The organism is Actinomyces graevenitzii C83 (genome assembly GCF_000239695.1).
In the GTDB taxonomy this organism is placed as follows: Bacteria; Actinomycetota; Actinomycetes; order Actinomycetales; family Actinomycetaceae; genus Actinomyces; species Actinomyces graevenitzii.
Genome location: NZ_JH470338.1, coordinates 231911 through 246695, shown reverse-complemented (window position 1 = coordinate 246695; position 14785 = coordinate 231911). Strand labels below are relative to the sequence as shown.

General features: G+C 58.4%; 15 protein-coding genes and 1 pseudogene. 1 reads left to right on the top strand and 15 read right to left on the bottom strand.

Annotated features, from left to right (window positions below):
- Positions 1-29: 29 nt before the first annotated feature.
- The 6 genes from HMPREF0045_RS01115 to HMPREF0045_RS01090 form a co-directional block, all read right to left on the bottom strand.
- On the bottom strand, positions 30-1007 hold the full coding sequence (locus tag HMPREF0045_RS01115) for a phosphatidate cytidylyltransferase (protein ID WP_005984699.1): 978 nt from the start codon (positions 1005-1007) through the stop codon (positions 30-32).
- A gap of 60 nt (positions 1008-1067) precedes the next feature.
- On the bottom strand, positions 1068-1625 hold the full coding sequence (gene frr / locus HMPREF0045_RS01110; protein WP_005984697.1) for a ribosome recycling factor: 558 nt from the start codon (positions 1623-1625) through the stop codon (positions 1068-1070).
- Positions 1622-2374 carry a UMP kinase gene (pyrH, locus tag HMPREF0045_RS01105; RefSeq protein ID WP_005984695.1) on the bottom strand — a complete coding sequence of 251 codons (753 nt, stop codon included), beginning with the start codon at positions 2372-2374 and terminating at the stop codon, positions 1622-1624. Before pyrH ends, frr begins: the two co-directional genes overlap by 4 nt.
- A gap of 147 nt (positions 2375-2521) precedes the next feature.
- Entirely contained in the window at positions 2522-3361 is an 840-nt protein-coding gene (gene tsf / locus HMPREF0045_RS01100) for a translation elongation factor Ts (RefSeq protein ID WP_005984693.1), read from the bottom strand.
- A 70-nt stretch (positions 3362-3431) separates the two neighbouring features.
- Positions 3432-4238 carry a 30S ribosomal protein S2 gene (rpsB, locus tag HMPREF0045_RS01095; RefSeq protein WP_005984691.1) on the bottom strand — a complete coding sequence of 269 codons (807 nt, stop codon included), beginning with the start codon at positions 4236-4238 and terminating at the stop codon, positions 3432-3434.
- Positions 4239-4477: 239 nt separating this feature from the next.
- Positions 4478-5887: an amino acid permease gene (locus HMPREF0045_RS01090; protein ID WP_040315850.1), complete on the bottom strand. Its 1410-nt coding sequence runs from the start codon at positions 5885-5887 to the stop codon at positions 4478-4480.
- Positions 5888-6093: 206 nt separating this feature from the next.
- Between HMPREF0045_RS01090 and HMPREF0045_RS11200 the strand changes: the two are divergent.
- Positions 6094-6546 (top strand): annotated as a pseudogene (locus HMPREF0045_RS11200) (M23 family metallopeptidase); the annotation flags it as partial.
- A gap of 253 nt (positions 6547-6799) precedes the next feature.
- On the opposite strand, the gene HMPREF0045_RS01085 reads toward HMPREF0045_RS11200, so the two are convergent.
- From HMPREF0045_RS01085 to rplS, 9 genes are all read right to left on the bottom strand, one after another.
- Positions 6800-7711 carry a tyrosine recombinase XerC gene (locus tag HMPREF0045_RS01085; RefSeq protein ID WP_040315849.1) on the bottom strand — a complete coding sequence of 304 codons (912 nt, stop codon included), beginning with the start codon at positions 7709-7711 and terminating at the stop codon, positions 6800-6802.
- 27 nt (positions 7712-7738) lie between these two features.
- Positions 7739-8890, bottom strand: coding sequence for a DNA-processing protein DprA (dprA, locus tag HMPREF0045_RS01080; protein ID WP_005984685.1), 1152 nt, complete (start codon positions 8888-8890; stop codon positions 7739-7741).
- Positions 8883-10439: a YifB family Mg chelatase-like AAA ATPase gene (locus tag HMPREF0045_RS01075; protein WP_005984683.1), complete on the bottom strand. Its 1557-nt coding sequence runs from the start codon at positions 10437-10439 to the stop codon at positions 8883-8885. Before HMPREF0045_RS01075 ends, dprA begins: the two co-directional genes overlap by 8 nt.
- Positions 10436-10825, bottom strand: a complete 390-nt coding sequence (locus tag HMPREF0045_RS01070) for a YraN family protein (protein ID WP_005984681.1) — start codon at positions 10823-10825, stop codon at positions 10436-10438. The genes HMPREF0045_RS01075 and HMPREF0045_RS01070 overlap by 4 nt, the downstream gene beginning before the upstream one ends.
- A gap of 171 nt (positions 10826-10996) precedes the next feature.
- On the bottom strand, positions 10997-12085 hold the full coding sequence (locus HMPREF0045_RS01065; protein ID WP_005984679.1) for an ankyrin repeat domain-containing protein: 1089 nt from the start codon (positions 12083-12085) through the stop codon (positions 10997-10999).
- A 53-nt stretch (positions 12086-12138) separates the two neighbouring features.
- Positions 12139-12456, bottom strand: a complete 318-nt coding sequence (locus tag HMPREF0045_RS01060; RefSeq protein ID WP_005984677.1) for a DUF2469 domain-containing protein — start codon at positions 12454-12456, stop codon at positions 12139-12141.
- Positions 12457-12489: 33 nt separating this feature from the next.
- Positions 12490-13206, bottom strand: a complete 717-nt coding sequence (locus tag HMPREF0045_RS01055; protein WP_005984675.1) for a ribonuclease HII — start codon at positions 13204-13206, stop codon at positions 12490-12492.
- Positions 13203-14156: a signal peptidase I gene (gene lepB, locus HMPREF0045_RS01050; RefSeq protein ID WP_005984673.1), complete on the bottom strand. Its 954-nt coding sequence runs from the start codon at positions 14154-14156 to the stop codon at positions 13203-13205. The genes HMPREF0045_RS01055 and lepB overlap by 4 nt, the downstream gene beginning before the upstream one ends.
- A 142-nt stretch (positions 14157-14298) precedes the next feature.
- A complete protein-coding gene (rplS, locus tag HMPREF0045_RS01045; protein WP_005984671.1) occupies positions 14299-14652 on the bottom strand; it encodes a 50S ribosomal protein L19 in 354 nt (117 codons plus the stop codon).
- Positions 14653-14785 lie beyond the last annotated feature (133 nt).

Here is a 14785-nt window from a genome sequence, read left to right as displayed (position 1 = left end):
TTAACAACTAGTGCCAACGCAAGCTACCACTATAAAGCTAGCACTGAAGCAATATAGAGCACGGGGGCGGTAGTGAGGATCGAGTCGATACGGTCAAGTAACCCACCGTGTCCCGGCAGTAGGTTAGACATGTCCTTTAGGCCCAAATCGCGCTTAATCAGCGACTCACCAAGGTCACCCAAGGTGGCACTAATAACCACCGCTAAAGCTAGTAGTGGAGTCGCCCACAGCGTACCGCCAAGCAGCCACAGTACAACGCCGGTGCCAATGGTGGTGGCAATTACCGAGCCAACGAAACCCTCCCAAGTTTTCTTAGGCGAAATCTTGGGGGCCATAGGGTGCTTACCGAAAGTAATCCCCGCCAGCCAACCGCCGGTGTCGCTGAGAGCAGGTAGCGCAATTAGCGCCACAATCTTGCCTACGCCCTGATGCTGGGCCAGCAGCATAACCGCAAACCCAGCTAGGAAAGGCAGGTAGCAGACAGAGAAAATAGCTGCCGCCGCCTCCAGGGTACGTGAGCGGCGCACCACGTCGTGGGCGTAGGTACGCGGATCTTCCGGGTGAGCAATCTCCAGGGCGGTGCCATAGTCATACTGGGCCTGGGTGGTAAAACTCCACACCAGGCAGGCCCCAGAAGTGGCAAATACGGCTGCCAGCAGCCCCTCCGGGCCAATCACATAGGCACAGGCAACCGAACCAAAAGTACCCACCCATAGGGGTAGCAGCGGCAAACCTACCGCGCGCCTAGCGAAAGCCCCGGCCAGCTCCCACAGGGCCACGCAGATAGCTACCGCCACCAAAAGCGCGAAGTAAACCTTATTGAAGATCAAGCTGAGCGCAACCAGCCCAATCAGTAGCACGGCCACGCCCACCGCTGCGGGCACATTACGTCCACCCTTACGGGCAGGGCCTTCAACCACCCGGTTCTGGGTAGGACCGGGGTAGAACAAGCGCACAAACAGGCTGCGTTTAGCAGGCGGCGCCGAAACTGCGGTATTTGTGGTCATGGGCTCACTTCTTTACGAGACATGAATTTGGGCCGACCCAAGCGAGCCGGCCCAGTCATGTCAGACTTCCAATAGCTCGGATTCCTTGGCGGTCAGGGCCTTGTCGACCTGCTCGACGTAGCGCTTGGTTAGAGCGTCAAGCTCCTTTTCTGCGCGCTCGACCTCATCCTCGCCAGCTTCGCCGTCCTTCTTGATCTTATCTAGCACATCCTTGGTCTTACGACGCACGTTGCGCAGCTGCACGCGAGACTCCTCGGCGCGCGAACGGGCTAGCTTTACGTATTCCTTACGGCGCTCTTCGGTTAGGGCCGGTAGGTTAACGCGGATGACGTTACCGTCGTCGGTGGGGTTAACGCCCAGGTCAGACTCACGCACGGCGGTGACAATGTCCTTGGTGGCGGTGCGGTCAAAGGGGGTGATTAGCACGGTGCGGGCCTCGGGCACGGTCACTGAAGCTAGCTGCTGCAGCGGGGTGGGGGCGCCGTAGTACTCCACGCTCAGGGAGGTGAACAGGGCCGGGTTAGCGCGGCCGGTGCGGATGGAAGCTAATTCGTTCTTAGCGGCCACTAGGGCCTTTTCCATCTTTTCTTCGGCTTCTAGCAGGGTTTCTTCAATCACTTGAGGGCTCCTTCGTCGTTAGTGACAAGTGTTCCGATCTTTTGGCCAACTAGGGCGGCGGTAATGTTACCTGCGCCTTCCATGCCGAACACGCGCATGGGTAGGGCGTTTTCACGGCACAGTGAGAATGCGGCAGCGTCAAGCACCTTCAGGCCGTCAGCTAGGGCTCGGTCGTAGGTGAGCGAGTCTAGCTTGCGGGCGTTTGCGTCCTTGCGCGGGTCTGCGGTGTAGATACCGTCGACGCCGTTCTTACCCACCAGCAGCTCGTCACAGTGGGTTTCTAGGGCGCGCTGGGCAGAAACGGTGTCGGTGGAGAAGTAGGGCAGACCAGCGCCGGCCCCGAAAATAACCACACGACCTTTTTCCATGTGACGAATGGCGCGTAGCGGAATGTAAGACTCGGCTACCTGACGCATAGAAATAGCGCTCTGGACGCGGGCAGGTACGCCTGCCTGCTCAATGAAGTCCTGTAGAGCCAGTGCGTTCATCACTGTGCCCAGCATTCCCATGTAGTCGGCGCGGGCGCGGTCAATACCACGCTGTGATAGCTGGGCGCCACGGAAGAAGTTACCTCCGCCCACCACAATGGCTACCTGCACGCCTTGGCGCACTGCCGCAGCAATCTGCCTAGCAGCATCTGAGACGACATCCGGGTCTAAACCGATGGAGCCTCCGCCAAACACTTCACCGGAAACCTTTAACAGCACTCGGCGCTGGTGGCCAAGGTGCCCTGAGTCGCTCGCGCTCATGCATGCTCCTGTAAGTTGTTGACTTAATTGCAAGCCCACATAACTGGGGGCCTAGCAAAGTCTATCGCGCTTTAGCTTGGCTAACGACCTTAAAAGCTGTGGGGACTCGCAGCGCTGCTGCGAGTCCCCACAAAACTATGGTTTAGATCAGGCGCCTACGCGGAAACGGGCGAAGCCGTTGATCTTACCACCGGTAGCGGCAACAACCTTGCCGACGGTGGTCTTGGGGTCCTTGGCGTAAGCCTGGTCTACGAGGCAGTTCTCCTTGTAGAAGGCGTTCATGCGGCCCTCAACGATCTTGGGCAGAGCCTTCTCGGGCTTGCCTTCGGCGCGGGTGGTCTCCTCGACGATGGCGCGCTCCTTCTCCACGTCCTCAGCGGGCACCTGGGTGCGGTCGAGGTACTTGGGAGAGTAAGCAGCGATGTGCATGGCCACGTCGTGGGCAACCTCTTCAGCAGCCTTGTCGGTGCTTACCAGCACGCCCACCTGAGCCGGTAGGTCAGGGTTGGTGCGGTGCAGGTATAGGGAGACAACCTCGCCGCTTAGGCGGGCTAGGCGACGCACGACGATCTTCTCGCCGATGACGGCCTGCATGCCGTCGGTCAGGGCCTGGACGCTCTGGCCCTCGACCTCTACCTTGGCTAGCTCCTCGGCGCTGGTGGCGCCGGACTCAATGGCGGCAGCTAGAACGGTGTTGGCGAAGTCGATGAACTTCTCGTTCTTGGCTACGAAGTCGGTCTCAGAGTTGATCTCCACCAGGACACCAACCTGGCCTTCGGCCGAGTCGATTACCTTGGCGACGACCAGACCAGCGCTGGCGCTGCGGCCTTCACGCTTGGCGATACCCTTTAGACCCTTAACGCGGATGATCTCGACGGCCTTCTCGCGGTCGCCGTTGGCCTCTTCCAGGGCCTTCTTAACGTCCATCATGCCCGCGCCAGTGGCCTCACGCAGGGCCTTAATGTCGTTTAGGCTGTAGTTAGCCATTTAACTGCTCCTAAAGTTTCAAGGTGACGGCGCCCCCGGGCAAACCCGGGCACGCCGTCGTTAAAAATTCTCAGGCCTGCTCAGCCTCGGGGGCTGCGTCTTCCTCGGTGGTGGTCTCGCCGGCTAGCAGCTCGGCTTCCCACTCGGGCATGGGCTCAGCGTTGTCGCCGGCCTTGGCCTTGCCACCGGAACGGGTCAGCAAACCGTCTGCCACAGCGTCAGCGATAACGCGGGTGAGCAGGGTGACGGCGCGGATGGCGTCGTCGTTGCCGGGGATGCCGTAGGTAACCTCGTCGGGGTCGCAGTTGGTGTCCAAGATGGCCACGATCGGGATGTTGAGCTTGTTAGCCTCGGCTACAGCCAGGTGCTCCTTCTTGGTGTCAACGATCCACACGGCGGCAGGCAGCTTGGCCATGTCACGGATACCACCCAGGGTGCGGGCGAGCTTGTCCTTCTCGCGACGCATCATCAGCAGTTCCTTCTTGGTGCGGCCAGAGGCGGCCACGTCGTCGAAGTCAATCTGCTCTAGCTCGCGCAGACGCTCTAGGCGGGCGTGCACGGTGGAGAAGTTGGTCAGCATACCGCCGAGCCAACGCTGGTTGACGTAGGGCATGCCCACGCGCTGAGCCTGCTCGGCTACGGCTTCCTGGGCCTGCTTCTTGGTACCAACGAACAGGATGTTGCCACCGCGAGCCACAGTCTCCTTAACGAAGTCGTAGGCGCGGTTGATTTCCTCAACGCTCTGACGCAGGTCGATGATGTAGATGCCGTTGCGCTCGGTGAGGATAAAGCGCTTCATCTTGGGGTTCCAGCGACGAGTCTGGTGTCCGAAGTGGACACCGCTCTCTAGTAGCTGGCGCATGGTTACAACGGCCATGATGGTCCTTTCACTTTGTGTGCCTGGAGGTTGCCAAGCATACGGTTATCCGGTGGCCTTGCCCGGTTGGCAGGGCCGAGAGTTTTGGTTTATGTAGGTTTGGTCAGCATTTAAGCTGATCAGAGGCCTACCCTGGTGCCCACTGCATGTAGCAGCTAATAGACCGAAGCTACACGCCCGAAAGGACGGGGCGGGCACGCGAAGTCAACTGTGGTGACACAGCTGCACGCGCGAGGTTATCACACTTTGCCCACAACTCGTTCACGGATTTTGAAGGTAATTACTGCAATAAGCGTCATAGTGGCGATAACCACTAGATTACCGCGACCACTTGCTGTGGTGGCTAGCAGCCCAAACACCGCTACCACACCTGCGAGCGCTGCCCAGGACAGCCAGGGCCATAGCGGGGTGCGGATAGCAATAATGCCGAGCTTTTCGAGTTTGTGGTGGAGGCGGATTTGCGAGATTACGATGAACAACCAGGCCACCAGCAAGATCAGGCCGATAGCGTTTAGCAAAATGCCTAGCAGCTGATCTGGCACGTACCAGTTGAGGGCCACTGACACTAGGGACAGCAGGATGGAGATCCATACTGCGCGCCTGGGGGTGCGCCCGTAGGTCATGTCGCCGGTGAGTTCTTCTTCTTGGGTGAGGATGGCGGAGGTGTCTTGGTTTACCGGCTCATTTTGGGGGTTTTGTTCACTTTGGTCGCTTTGGGCACCGGCTTTTTTGCCCAGTAGCCAGGTTGAGCCCATATTGCGGGCGCTTAGTGAGTAGGCCAGGCGTGAGGAGGCGTAAACGTTGGCTGAGAAGGAGGAGATCAGGGCAATGAATACGATTATCTCCATGATTAGGCCGACGGCGGGCACGCCAGCCATGTTTAGCACTGCCGCTAGTGGGTTGTTTTTCATCTCGGCTGAGTTCCAGGGCAGCAGCAGTACTAGCAGGGTGACGGTGCCGATGTAGAACACCATGATGCGCCACACGACTTGGCGGATGGCGGCGCCCATAGCGGCTTTGGCATCTTCTGCTTCAGCGGCGGCGATGGTGACGATTTCGATGCCGCCGAAGGAGGTCACTACTGCCAGTAGGCCTAGTACGATGCCACCTACGCCGGCGGGAGCGAAGCCGCCTTCACCTAGGAGGTTGTGGCTTAGGGACAGGGTGCGTCCAGGGATGATGTTGAATACTAGGCCTAGACCTACAAGTAGGAATACGGCAATGGCGGCGACTTTAATACCGGCTAGCCAGGCTTCGATGGTTCCAAATTCGCCGGCGGTGCGTAGGTTTATACCACCGAGCACCACCACAATGGCTAAGGCAATTACCCATTGGGGCACCTGTGGAAACCAGCCAATGAATATGGTTGCGGCACCGGTAATTTCTAGTCCGAGCACCATGATTAGCATGAACCAGTACATCCACCCCACAGTAAATCCGGCCCAGCGGCCAATACCGGCTTGGGCGTAGGTGGAAAAGGAGCCTGATGAGGGTAGCGCTGAGGCTAGTTCAGCTAGGCAATACATTACAGAAATGGCGATTAGGGCCGCGAGCGCATAGGAAATGAGTACCGCTGGTCCTGCCTGGGAGATGGCAACTCCGGTGCCTAGGAAGAAACCGGCACCGATTGCGCTGCCCAGAGCCATCATGGACAGGTGGCTGTTTTTTAGGTTGCCACGGGGTGCTTTTGCGGGGGTTGTCACCTGAAAATCTTTCCGTTTGCGATGTTGTATATGCACTTTTGGTGTGGGCTTTTTATACCATTTTCGTCACAGGTTGAATATATGGGTCCGTATTTCGGTATTTTCCACAGCCTCCTTACCCTTATTGGCTGCTAACCACAATTATTGTTTAGGTGCGTAACCGTTTTATTACTTCTTGTTTAGTTGTTTGCATTAGCCTATTTGCCCTGGTGGCAAGCTCATTTAGTGGCGTTTATGCATCCGGGGCGCGCCGTCATCAGTGGCCTACCGGGGGGCCGGTGGCGGTTTTAGAGCGTTTTTCTCCCCCAGCCCAGCGTTGGCTGGCGGGTCATCGCGGTGTGGATTTGGCTTTGGCTGCTGGTAGCCCGGTAATGGCTAGCTATGAGGGGGTGGTGGCTTTTAGTGGCGTGGTGGCTACTAAGCCGGTGGTTTCCATAGAGCATAGTTACCCACCGGGTTTGCGCACTACTTATGAGCCGGTGGTGGGCATAGTTAAGGCTGGTCAGAGCGTTAGGGCTGGGCAGGTGATTGGGGTTTTGCAGGCAGGTCACCGCAGCGATGGTCGCGACGCGCTGCATTGGGGGGCGCGTTTTGGGCGCGATCGTTATATTGATCCGCTGTCTTTGTTGCGCCGGCCACGCATAGTTTTAAAGCCACTTGCCCGCGTGGGTGAGGTTGCTGCTGGCGGCATTGGCGACGACGTCGCTCCAGCCAGCTTGGTCAGCGAAGCACCCCGCTTGGGCAGCGATGCCCCCGAAGCAGTGAGACAGCCCGCATGGCCGCCAACGCAGGCAGTTTGGATGCTAAAGCACGGCGCTGGACCGCCAACGCAGGCGTTGGCTGGCCAGGCAGCCAGTTTTAGGCGCGTGGATGGGCTTGAGCATAGATGGCGCGCAGACGCTCACTGGTCACATGCGTATAGCGCTGGGTGGTGGCCAGTGAGGAGTGGCCTAGCAGTTCTTGCACCGTGCGCAGATCTGAGCCACCTTCAAGCAGGTGTGTGGCGGCGCTGTGGCGCAGACCGTGAGGGCCCAGCTCAGTGCCGATACGGGCGGAGTTGCGGTGCACAATTTGGCGCACTGCCCGCTCCCCTATGCGCCCGCCGCGCACCCCCAAAAACAGGGCTTGACCCGAGTAGTCGTTAGCTAGCTGCCAACGCTGGTTAAACCAGTTTTCTAGGGCCCTAGCTGCCGGCAGCCCGTAGGGCACTACCCGTTCTTTATTGCCTTTACCGAGCACCTTGATAGTGCGCTGTTCACGGTCTAGATCACGCAGATCTAAACCCACTAGTTCAGATACACGCACGGCGGTGGCGTAAAGCAGCTCCAAAATAGCTTTGTCACGAATATCGGTGATGCTTTCGCCCTCAATGTCTTCAACCAGGTGCTTGGCTTGTTCCACACTGAGCACGGCGGGTAGACGGTTGTCGATTTTGGGGCTGCGCAGGCGTGAAGCCACATCATGGGGCAGGTAGCCTTGCTGGTAAGCCCAGGTGGAGAAGGTACGCACGGCCACGGCCCGGCGTGCCACCGTGGCACGTGAACAGCCATTTGCCAGCATGTGGGCCAGCCAGGCACGTAAATCGTTCAAATCTAGGCTTTTAGCTAACGCAGTTGCCGGCGTATCTGGCTGCATGTCTAGAAAATCCACCAGCGTCTCTAAATCGCCACGATAGGCACGCACAGTGTGTTCAGAGCGGCCTTTAGCTAACTCCAGCCAGCAACAAAAGGCGTCAATTAACTGCCCGCACGTGATCGCAACCGATTTCATGGCTATCAGCATAGCCAGGGCCTATGTTTAAGCCCGTTTATACGCGCCGCCTAAAGCTTTTACCTTGCCAGCTAATTGCAGCTGCCCTAAAGCCGCCAACACAGCGGCGGCATCTAGCCCACTTACCTGCACTAGCGAGTCCACACTGGCGCAGGCTCGGCGCGGCAGGCTGTCATAGACGCGGGAGGCGAGCGGATCTAAACCATCTAACAGGCCTGGCTGTTCAATACGGGCTTTTTCTTGTTTAGCCACTTCAGGGAAAAACTGTCCCAGCGGAGTGATTAGCTCATAGGCTTCATCGGCGTCGGTTATACACACTGCCCCTTGGCGGATCAGACGGTGACAGCCTGCTGAACTAAAACTGGTTACCTGCCCGGGCACAGCCCCCAGCGGGCGCCCCAACTCTAGGGCGTGGTTGGCGGTAGATATGGCCCCTGAACGCCAGTTGGCTTCCACCACCACTGTGGCCGAGCTTAACGCCGCAATCAGCCGGTTTCTGGTTAAAAACCGGTGCCTAGCTGGCGCGCAGCCGGGCGGCACTTCACTGATCAGCGCCCCCTGGGTGCAAATTTGGCGCAGCAGCTGCTCATTACCTGAAGGGTAAAGATAGTCCACTCCCCCAGCGCACACACACAGCGTGCCCGTAGCCAGGGCGGCGCGGTGAGCGGCGGCGTCGACCCCATAGGCACCCCCAGAAATGATGCTCACCCCTTTAGAGCCCAAACCACCAGCTAACTCGCTGGCCACCCACTGGCCGTAGTTAGTGCAGGCGCGCGAGCCCACCAAAGCTAGGCTCAACTGCTGTAACTGGTCTGGGTTCCCCCTCCCCCACAGGCAAAACGGCGGCCAAGCCAAATCAGCAAGGCAGCTGGGCCAATTAGCGTCACTGGGAGTAATGATCCAGCCCCCTAAAGCTTTAATGGCGTGCAGTTCACGGCGAATATCGAGCTTATCTAGGCGCCCCTGCCAACGTTTAGCGCCCTTATAAATCCCCTGGATGGTTTTCGCGTCTAAACCAACCAGGGCCGCGCCGCTAGGCTCACAAACCCAGTCAAGGGCCGCGCTTGGCCCCAACGCCCGCACCAGCTCGATGGCTGCATTGTCGGTGGGCTCCACCAGGCGAGACCAGGCCGCCCACGCCAAGTGCGGATCAGCGGTATCAAAAGGCAGCTTAACCATCACAAATCCCCTTACTGCGCAGGCTAATAGCGCTAGCCACATCGGTTTTTGTTAAACGCTCATGGCCTTGCAGATCAGCGATACTCCAGGCCACACGCAGCACCCGGTCAATTGCCCGCAGTGACAGCCCCGCCCGCATAGCCAGCTCTAACAGTCCCAAAACCTGCGCATCTAGATCGGCTTGCGGCCCGCGCAGCCAGTAGCCAGGAACCTGACTGTTCAGGCTCCAAGGCGTATCAGCTAGGCGACGGCGGGCGTGGGCCCTGGCGCGGGCCACCCGCGCGGCCACCTGGCTACTGGACTCGCCCTGGCCCAGGCCGCGCAGGGCTGAGCTACTAAGGGCCATAACCTCAATTTGGATGTCGATGCGGTCTAGCAGCGGGCCAGATAAACGCTGTAAATAGTTGCGTCTGCGCAGCGAAGAGCAGGTGCATTTATCCCCTTTAGCGCTGGCTTTACCGCAAGGACACGGGTTAGCGGCCAGCACCAGCTGAAATTTAGCCGGATAGGTGGCCCGCCCGCGAGCGCGATCAATTGTGATGGTGCCCGACTCTAGCGGCTGGCGCAGACAGTCCAGCACTGAGGGGGCAAATTCTGGGGCCTCATCTAGTAGCAGCACCCCGCAGTGGGCTAGTGAAATATCCCCTGGCCGGGCCAGCCCTGAGCCTCCCCCCACAATGGCTGCGCGGGTGGCGCTATGGTGTGGACTGCGTAGCGGGGGCCGGCGTAGCAGGCCTTTTTTGGCTTCCAGTGTGCCCGCCAAGGAGTGCACGGAGGTGACGGTGACCGCGTCGGCGTCGTTTAGATCCGGCAAAATTCCTGGCAGGCGCTGGGCCAGCATGGTTTTACCGGCCCCGGGCGGGCCTATCATCAGCAGGTGATGCCCGCCGGCGGCGGCTACTTCCAGCGCATAGCGGGCTTCGCTTTGGCCCACTACCTGACTTAAATCCAGCTCACTGGCTTGGCTGGCCTCACTTTGCGCAGATGGGGCTGGGCTAACTTGGTTAACTTTGCGCCCCCGAGGCAGGGCCACCTGGTGGTTGCCGTAGTAGCGCAGCACCTGGGCTAAATTACTGGCCCCAATCACCTGGGCGGCGGGCACTAGCCGCGCCTCATCAGCGCATTGGGTGGGTACGATCACCGTGTTGTAGCCGGCGGCAACTGCCGCGTTAACTGCCGGCAGTACCCCGCGCACGGGCCGTAAAAAGCCGTCCAGGCTCAGCTCTCCGATATGCACTACGCCGCGCGCAAGAGCGGGGTTTATGTAGCCGCCGGCGCTTAGCAGGGCCACAGCCAGTGCCAGGTCAAAGCCGGTGCCGGTTTTAGGGATGTCCGCTGGGGAAAGGTTTACGGTTACGCGCCGCTCAGCCCAACTAATGCCGACGGCGTTAATGGCGGCCCGCACCCGCTCGCGGGCTTCTTTGATGGCTGTGTCGGCTAGCCCCACCAGCACGAACGCTGGCAATCCGTTGGCGCAGTGGGCTTCTACCTCAATGATGGAGCCGGCCAGGCCGTTTAGGGCTACGGCTAGGGTGGTGGCGCTGCTCATTGCTCTACCGCCCGGTGGTGGCGTAGTTGGGCGACGTCGCCAATTAGCAGGGAGATTACATCCACCCTAGGTGGGGGCCAGGAGCCGGGATGTTCTCTAAACCAGGCGGCTACCAACAGGCGCAGTTGGTGTAGCTTGGCGTGGGTGACTGCCTCAGCGGGCCAGCCGTAGCGGGTGGAGCTGCGGGTTTTAACCTCCACAAACACCAGGGACGCACTAGCCGCCCCGCGCGGCTCGATTGCTACCAGGTCAATCTCGCCGCGTAGGCCTTGGGCGTGGGGACGCCAGTTATGTTCAAGTTCAATCCAGCCCTGATCAGCCAGGTAGCGGCTGGCTATGGCTTCACCGCGTTTACCTAAATCTTGCGGGCTTTGTTTTGCGGCCACCTCGACCACCTCCTGCCTCCATGATGAAGGCAGGTACAAGCCTGGCGTTTAAGGCCTGTGGCCTAGGTGCTAGGGGGCTAAAAAGTTTTCCACCTGTGCAAAAATTGGCAAGCTTCAGGCAGGCTGACGCCTGCTAGGGGCCTAGGTGCTTTCTAATGCTTTGTCTACCTCTTAGCGTCCCACGTCGGGTAGGTCTAAGGCTTTTAGAAGCGGGTTTAGCCGCACCCACTGCACTGCCAGCTGCGTGATCTCTTTGGCGTCGTCGTTATCCATGCTGCGTGCCTTTAGGGAGGCAACCGCCCCCTTGGCGCGGGCTAAATCAGCAGGGGCCAGGGCTTGGCCAGATGCCACAATGGTCAGGTACTGCCTAAGTAGGGCCGTGAAGCTGCGCCCCCAGTTGACGCCGCCATTGTTGTAGATTTCGTAGCCCACCTTGCCGGCAATGCGGATAACTTCTCCTTGAACTGTCTCGCATTGACCACTGCTGGGCACCAGCAGTTGCCACAGCTGATCAAACTGTTCAAACACATCCTTGTTTGCATCCAGCGTCAGCTGCTCACCCGGTTTAGGGGCCCGGCTAGCTTGCTGCATCTGCACCCCAAAAAGTGCGCACAGCTGCGCAAACGCATCTGAGATGGCTGCAAACTCGGCTGGCGAAATATGCTCATGGCCGTGGCTGATAAATGTGCAGCGCTGCCGGTCCATCTCCTCTAGCGCCACAGATATGCGCTCATCTACCGGCGCACCATGAGAAAGCAGCAGCTGCATAACTTCCAGCGCTCGCGTAGAGTCTACAAATGAGCGATGGCGCAGCGTATAGCCGGTGAGTGTGGCTTTACCGTAAACCTGTGAATCAGCAACCACGCGCGGATCGGCTCCCCAGGCAATCATTTTTTCCACGTCGCTAGCCCGCTTGTATTCAACCACCCCAAACAGCGGGGTTTGATCTGAGCTGTCGCGGGCGTTGATATCGCCGCCGCGTTCAATCAGGTAAGGGATCTGGTCAAGGCGTGAATACCATACGCGCGAATGGATAGGCGTGCGCTCATAGTGGTCACGTGAGTTGATATCCTCGCCGCGCTCTAACAGAAAATCAGTGATCTGCTTAGAGGCCGGAAAGTGCATCAGCCGCAGCTCAAAAGCGCTACTACGCAGGTAGGCCCCAATCTCGCAGCGCTGCACTGCCCGCGCCAGCGCCTCAACGTCACCTGAGTCAATGATTTGTTCAATATCGGCAGGCAGGGTCTTACGCAGGCGCATGCGCTGCTCTCCTCTCTGAGATTTAACGTGCCCTGTCAAAGCCAGGCTGGGGTTTAAACCTGGCTGGGCGGCATTTCAATTTCGGGTTTGTTTAGCTCTTCAACGTTTACATCCTTGAAGGTAACTACCCGCACCCGCTTAACAAAACGTGAAGGGCGGTAAATATCCCACACCCACACGTCATCCATGACTACCTCAAAATAGATGTCGCCGGCGGCGCTTTGATGCATCTGGACATCTGCGTAATTAGCCAGATAAAAACGCCGCTCAGTTTCCACTACGAAATTAAACAGGCCCACCACATCACGGTATTCGTGGTAGAGCTCTAACTGCTGCTCGTTTTCGTAGGCTTCGATATCGTAGGCACTCACCTTTACATAATGCCTTGAATTAACAGTTTTCGCTTAGTTTTCGCCCGTGGCGAGGCGCTGGCGATATTGGTCAAGTCCGGGCAGGTGCCAGCTACGGCGATGGTGCTCGCTAGCGCCCAAAGTGGCGATAGCTTCACGGTGGGCCGGTGCCGCGTAGCCTTTATTGGAGGCCCAGCCGTAGCCGGGGTCTGGCAGGGCGGCCATTAAGCTGTCACGCTCCACCTTGGCTAGCACCGACGCCGCAGCCACCACCGCACAGTTAGCGTCAGCTTTAACTTGCATTGTTACCGGCGCCAGCTCACCTGAAATTGCCATTAAATCTGCCATTTCAGCGTCAGCCAAAGAAAGAAATAAGTCAGCGCTACTAAGCCAGTTATCGCGGCCATCTAAAATAATGGCGTCTGGGTGGTGGCCCCGCTTGGCTAGCTGGGCTAGGGCCCGAAAACCAGCCAGGCGCAGCGCCCCCACAATCCCAAAACGGTCAACCTCACTGGGGCTGGCGTGGGCTACTTGGCTGTCAACCACCCACTGTTTAACCGGCTCCACCAGGTTTTGGCGGCGGGTGGGGCTAAGCAGTTTAGAGTCTTTTAGGCCGCTGGGGAAAGCATCGCTGGTTGAGTTATCAACCAGGGCTACCCCCACAGTGGCTGGGCCGGCTAAAGCTCCACGCCCCACCTCATCCATGCCGGCCACCAGTGGGCAGGTGGCTAGCAGGGATTTTTCAAGTACGCGGGTAGGTACCTGGCTCACTGGCCGCTGTCTTCTTCGCTCTGACTGGAGTCAGACCCACTGCTGTCGCTGCCCTGGCTACCATCACTGCTCTCGCCTTGGTGACCCTGGTCAGGCTCAGTTGACTCAATGTCAGTGGGGCTGGGAGTGTACGGGGCTGGGTCTTTAGGGACGCGGTTGGTAGAAATCGGGTTCAATGTGGAGTTAGGCAGGCTGGTGGGGGTGGATTTAGCGCTGGGTACAGTGTTAAAGACACCCTTAGAGTCAACTGAGCTCCAGTGGCTTAGCGGCCAAACCACCATACGGGTTTTGCCCACAATGTTTTTAATCGGCACCAGGCCGTGATGAGCGTCGCTTTGGTGCATACGTGAGTCAGCAGAGTTGTTGCGGTTATCGCCCATAACCCACACGTAACCGGCCGGCACGGTGATATCAAAAGCCATATCTGAAGAGTGCACGCCTTTAGCCAGGTAGGTTTCGTTAACCTTAACCCCGTTAATAGTCATGGGGCCGGAGCCATCAGCCACAATGTGGTCTCCGGGCACACCAATAATGCGCTTAATTAGGTGCTTGCCGGAATTTTTTGGCAGCAGGTGCACATATTCCAGGGCGGTTACGGCTGCGCCTTTAACGCCGCTGCGCTGCAGCTGAGGCAGCCAATTGTCGGGGTCTTCAAAAACCACCACGTCCCCGCGCTTTACATCTTCACGGTCCCAGACGCTAACAATGATGCGGTCTCCCGTCATCAAAGTGCGCTCCATGGAGGCTGAGGGGATAGAGAAGTTTTGCACGATAAAGGTCTTGATCAGCGCCACCACGGCGATGATCACCACCATGACTATCACGCTGCTGATATTGCGCCTGATAAATCCCTGCCGGGGAGCTTTATCTGAGTGTCGTTTTGGTGCAACAGTTTCAGACTGCGGCGAGTCCATCACATCACGGTCAAAATCAGTTTCAGAATTAGCCAAGACCCTTACCTTCCTTAAAGCTCGTAGTGGGAGCTTAAACCTTGGGCTAGCCAAGCACCCTAAGGATACGGCACTTAGCTTAAAAACAAGGCAGCGCCTGGAACTAGTGTGTTCCAAGCGCTACCTCAAGAGCGATTAAGCTTTAGGCCTCACGACGCTCGCGAATCTTGGCAGCCTTACCACGCAGCTTACGTACGTAGTACAGCTTGGCGCGACGTACGTCACCGCGGGTGACTACCTCTACCTTCTCAACGGTGGGGGTGTGTAGCGGGAAAGTACGCTCAACGCCAACACCGAAGGAAATCTTGCGCACGGTGTAGGTGGCGCCCAGGGTGGAGCCACCGTTACGGGCGATTACTACGCCCTGGAAAACCTGCACACGAGAGCGGTTACCTTCGATAACCTTCACGTGCACCTTAACGGTGTCACCGGCGCGGAAAGCCGGAATGTCTTCGCGCAGCGAGGCGGCGTTAATCTGATCGATGAGGTTGGTCATCTATTTACTCCAACGTCCATGCCGCTGGTCAAGAACGTTTGTCACGGCACCTGCATGGGTGCGTTACGGACATTGTCTATACCCACTATGAACCAAACCCCCAGCGGCAGGATAAGTTCTAGGCAGACAACCC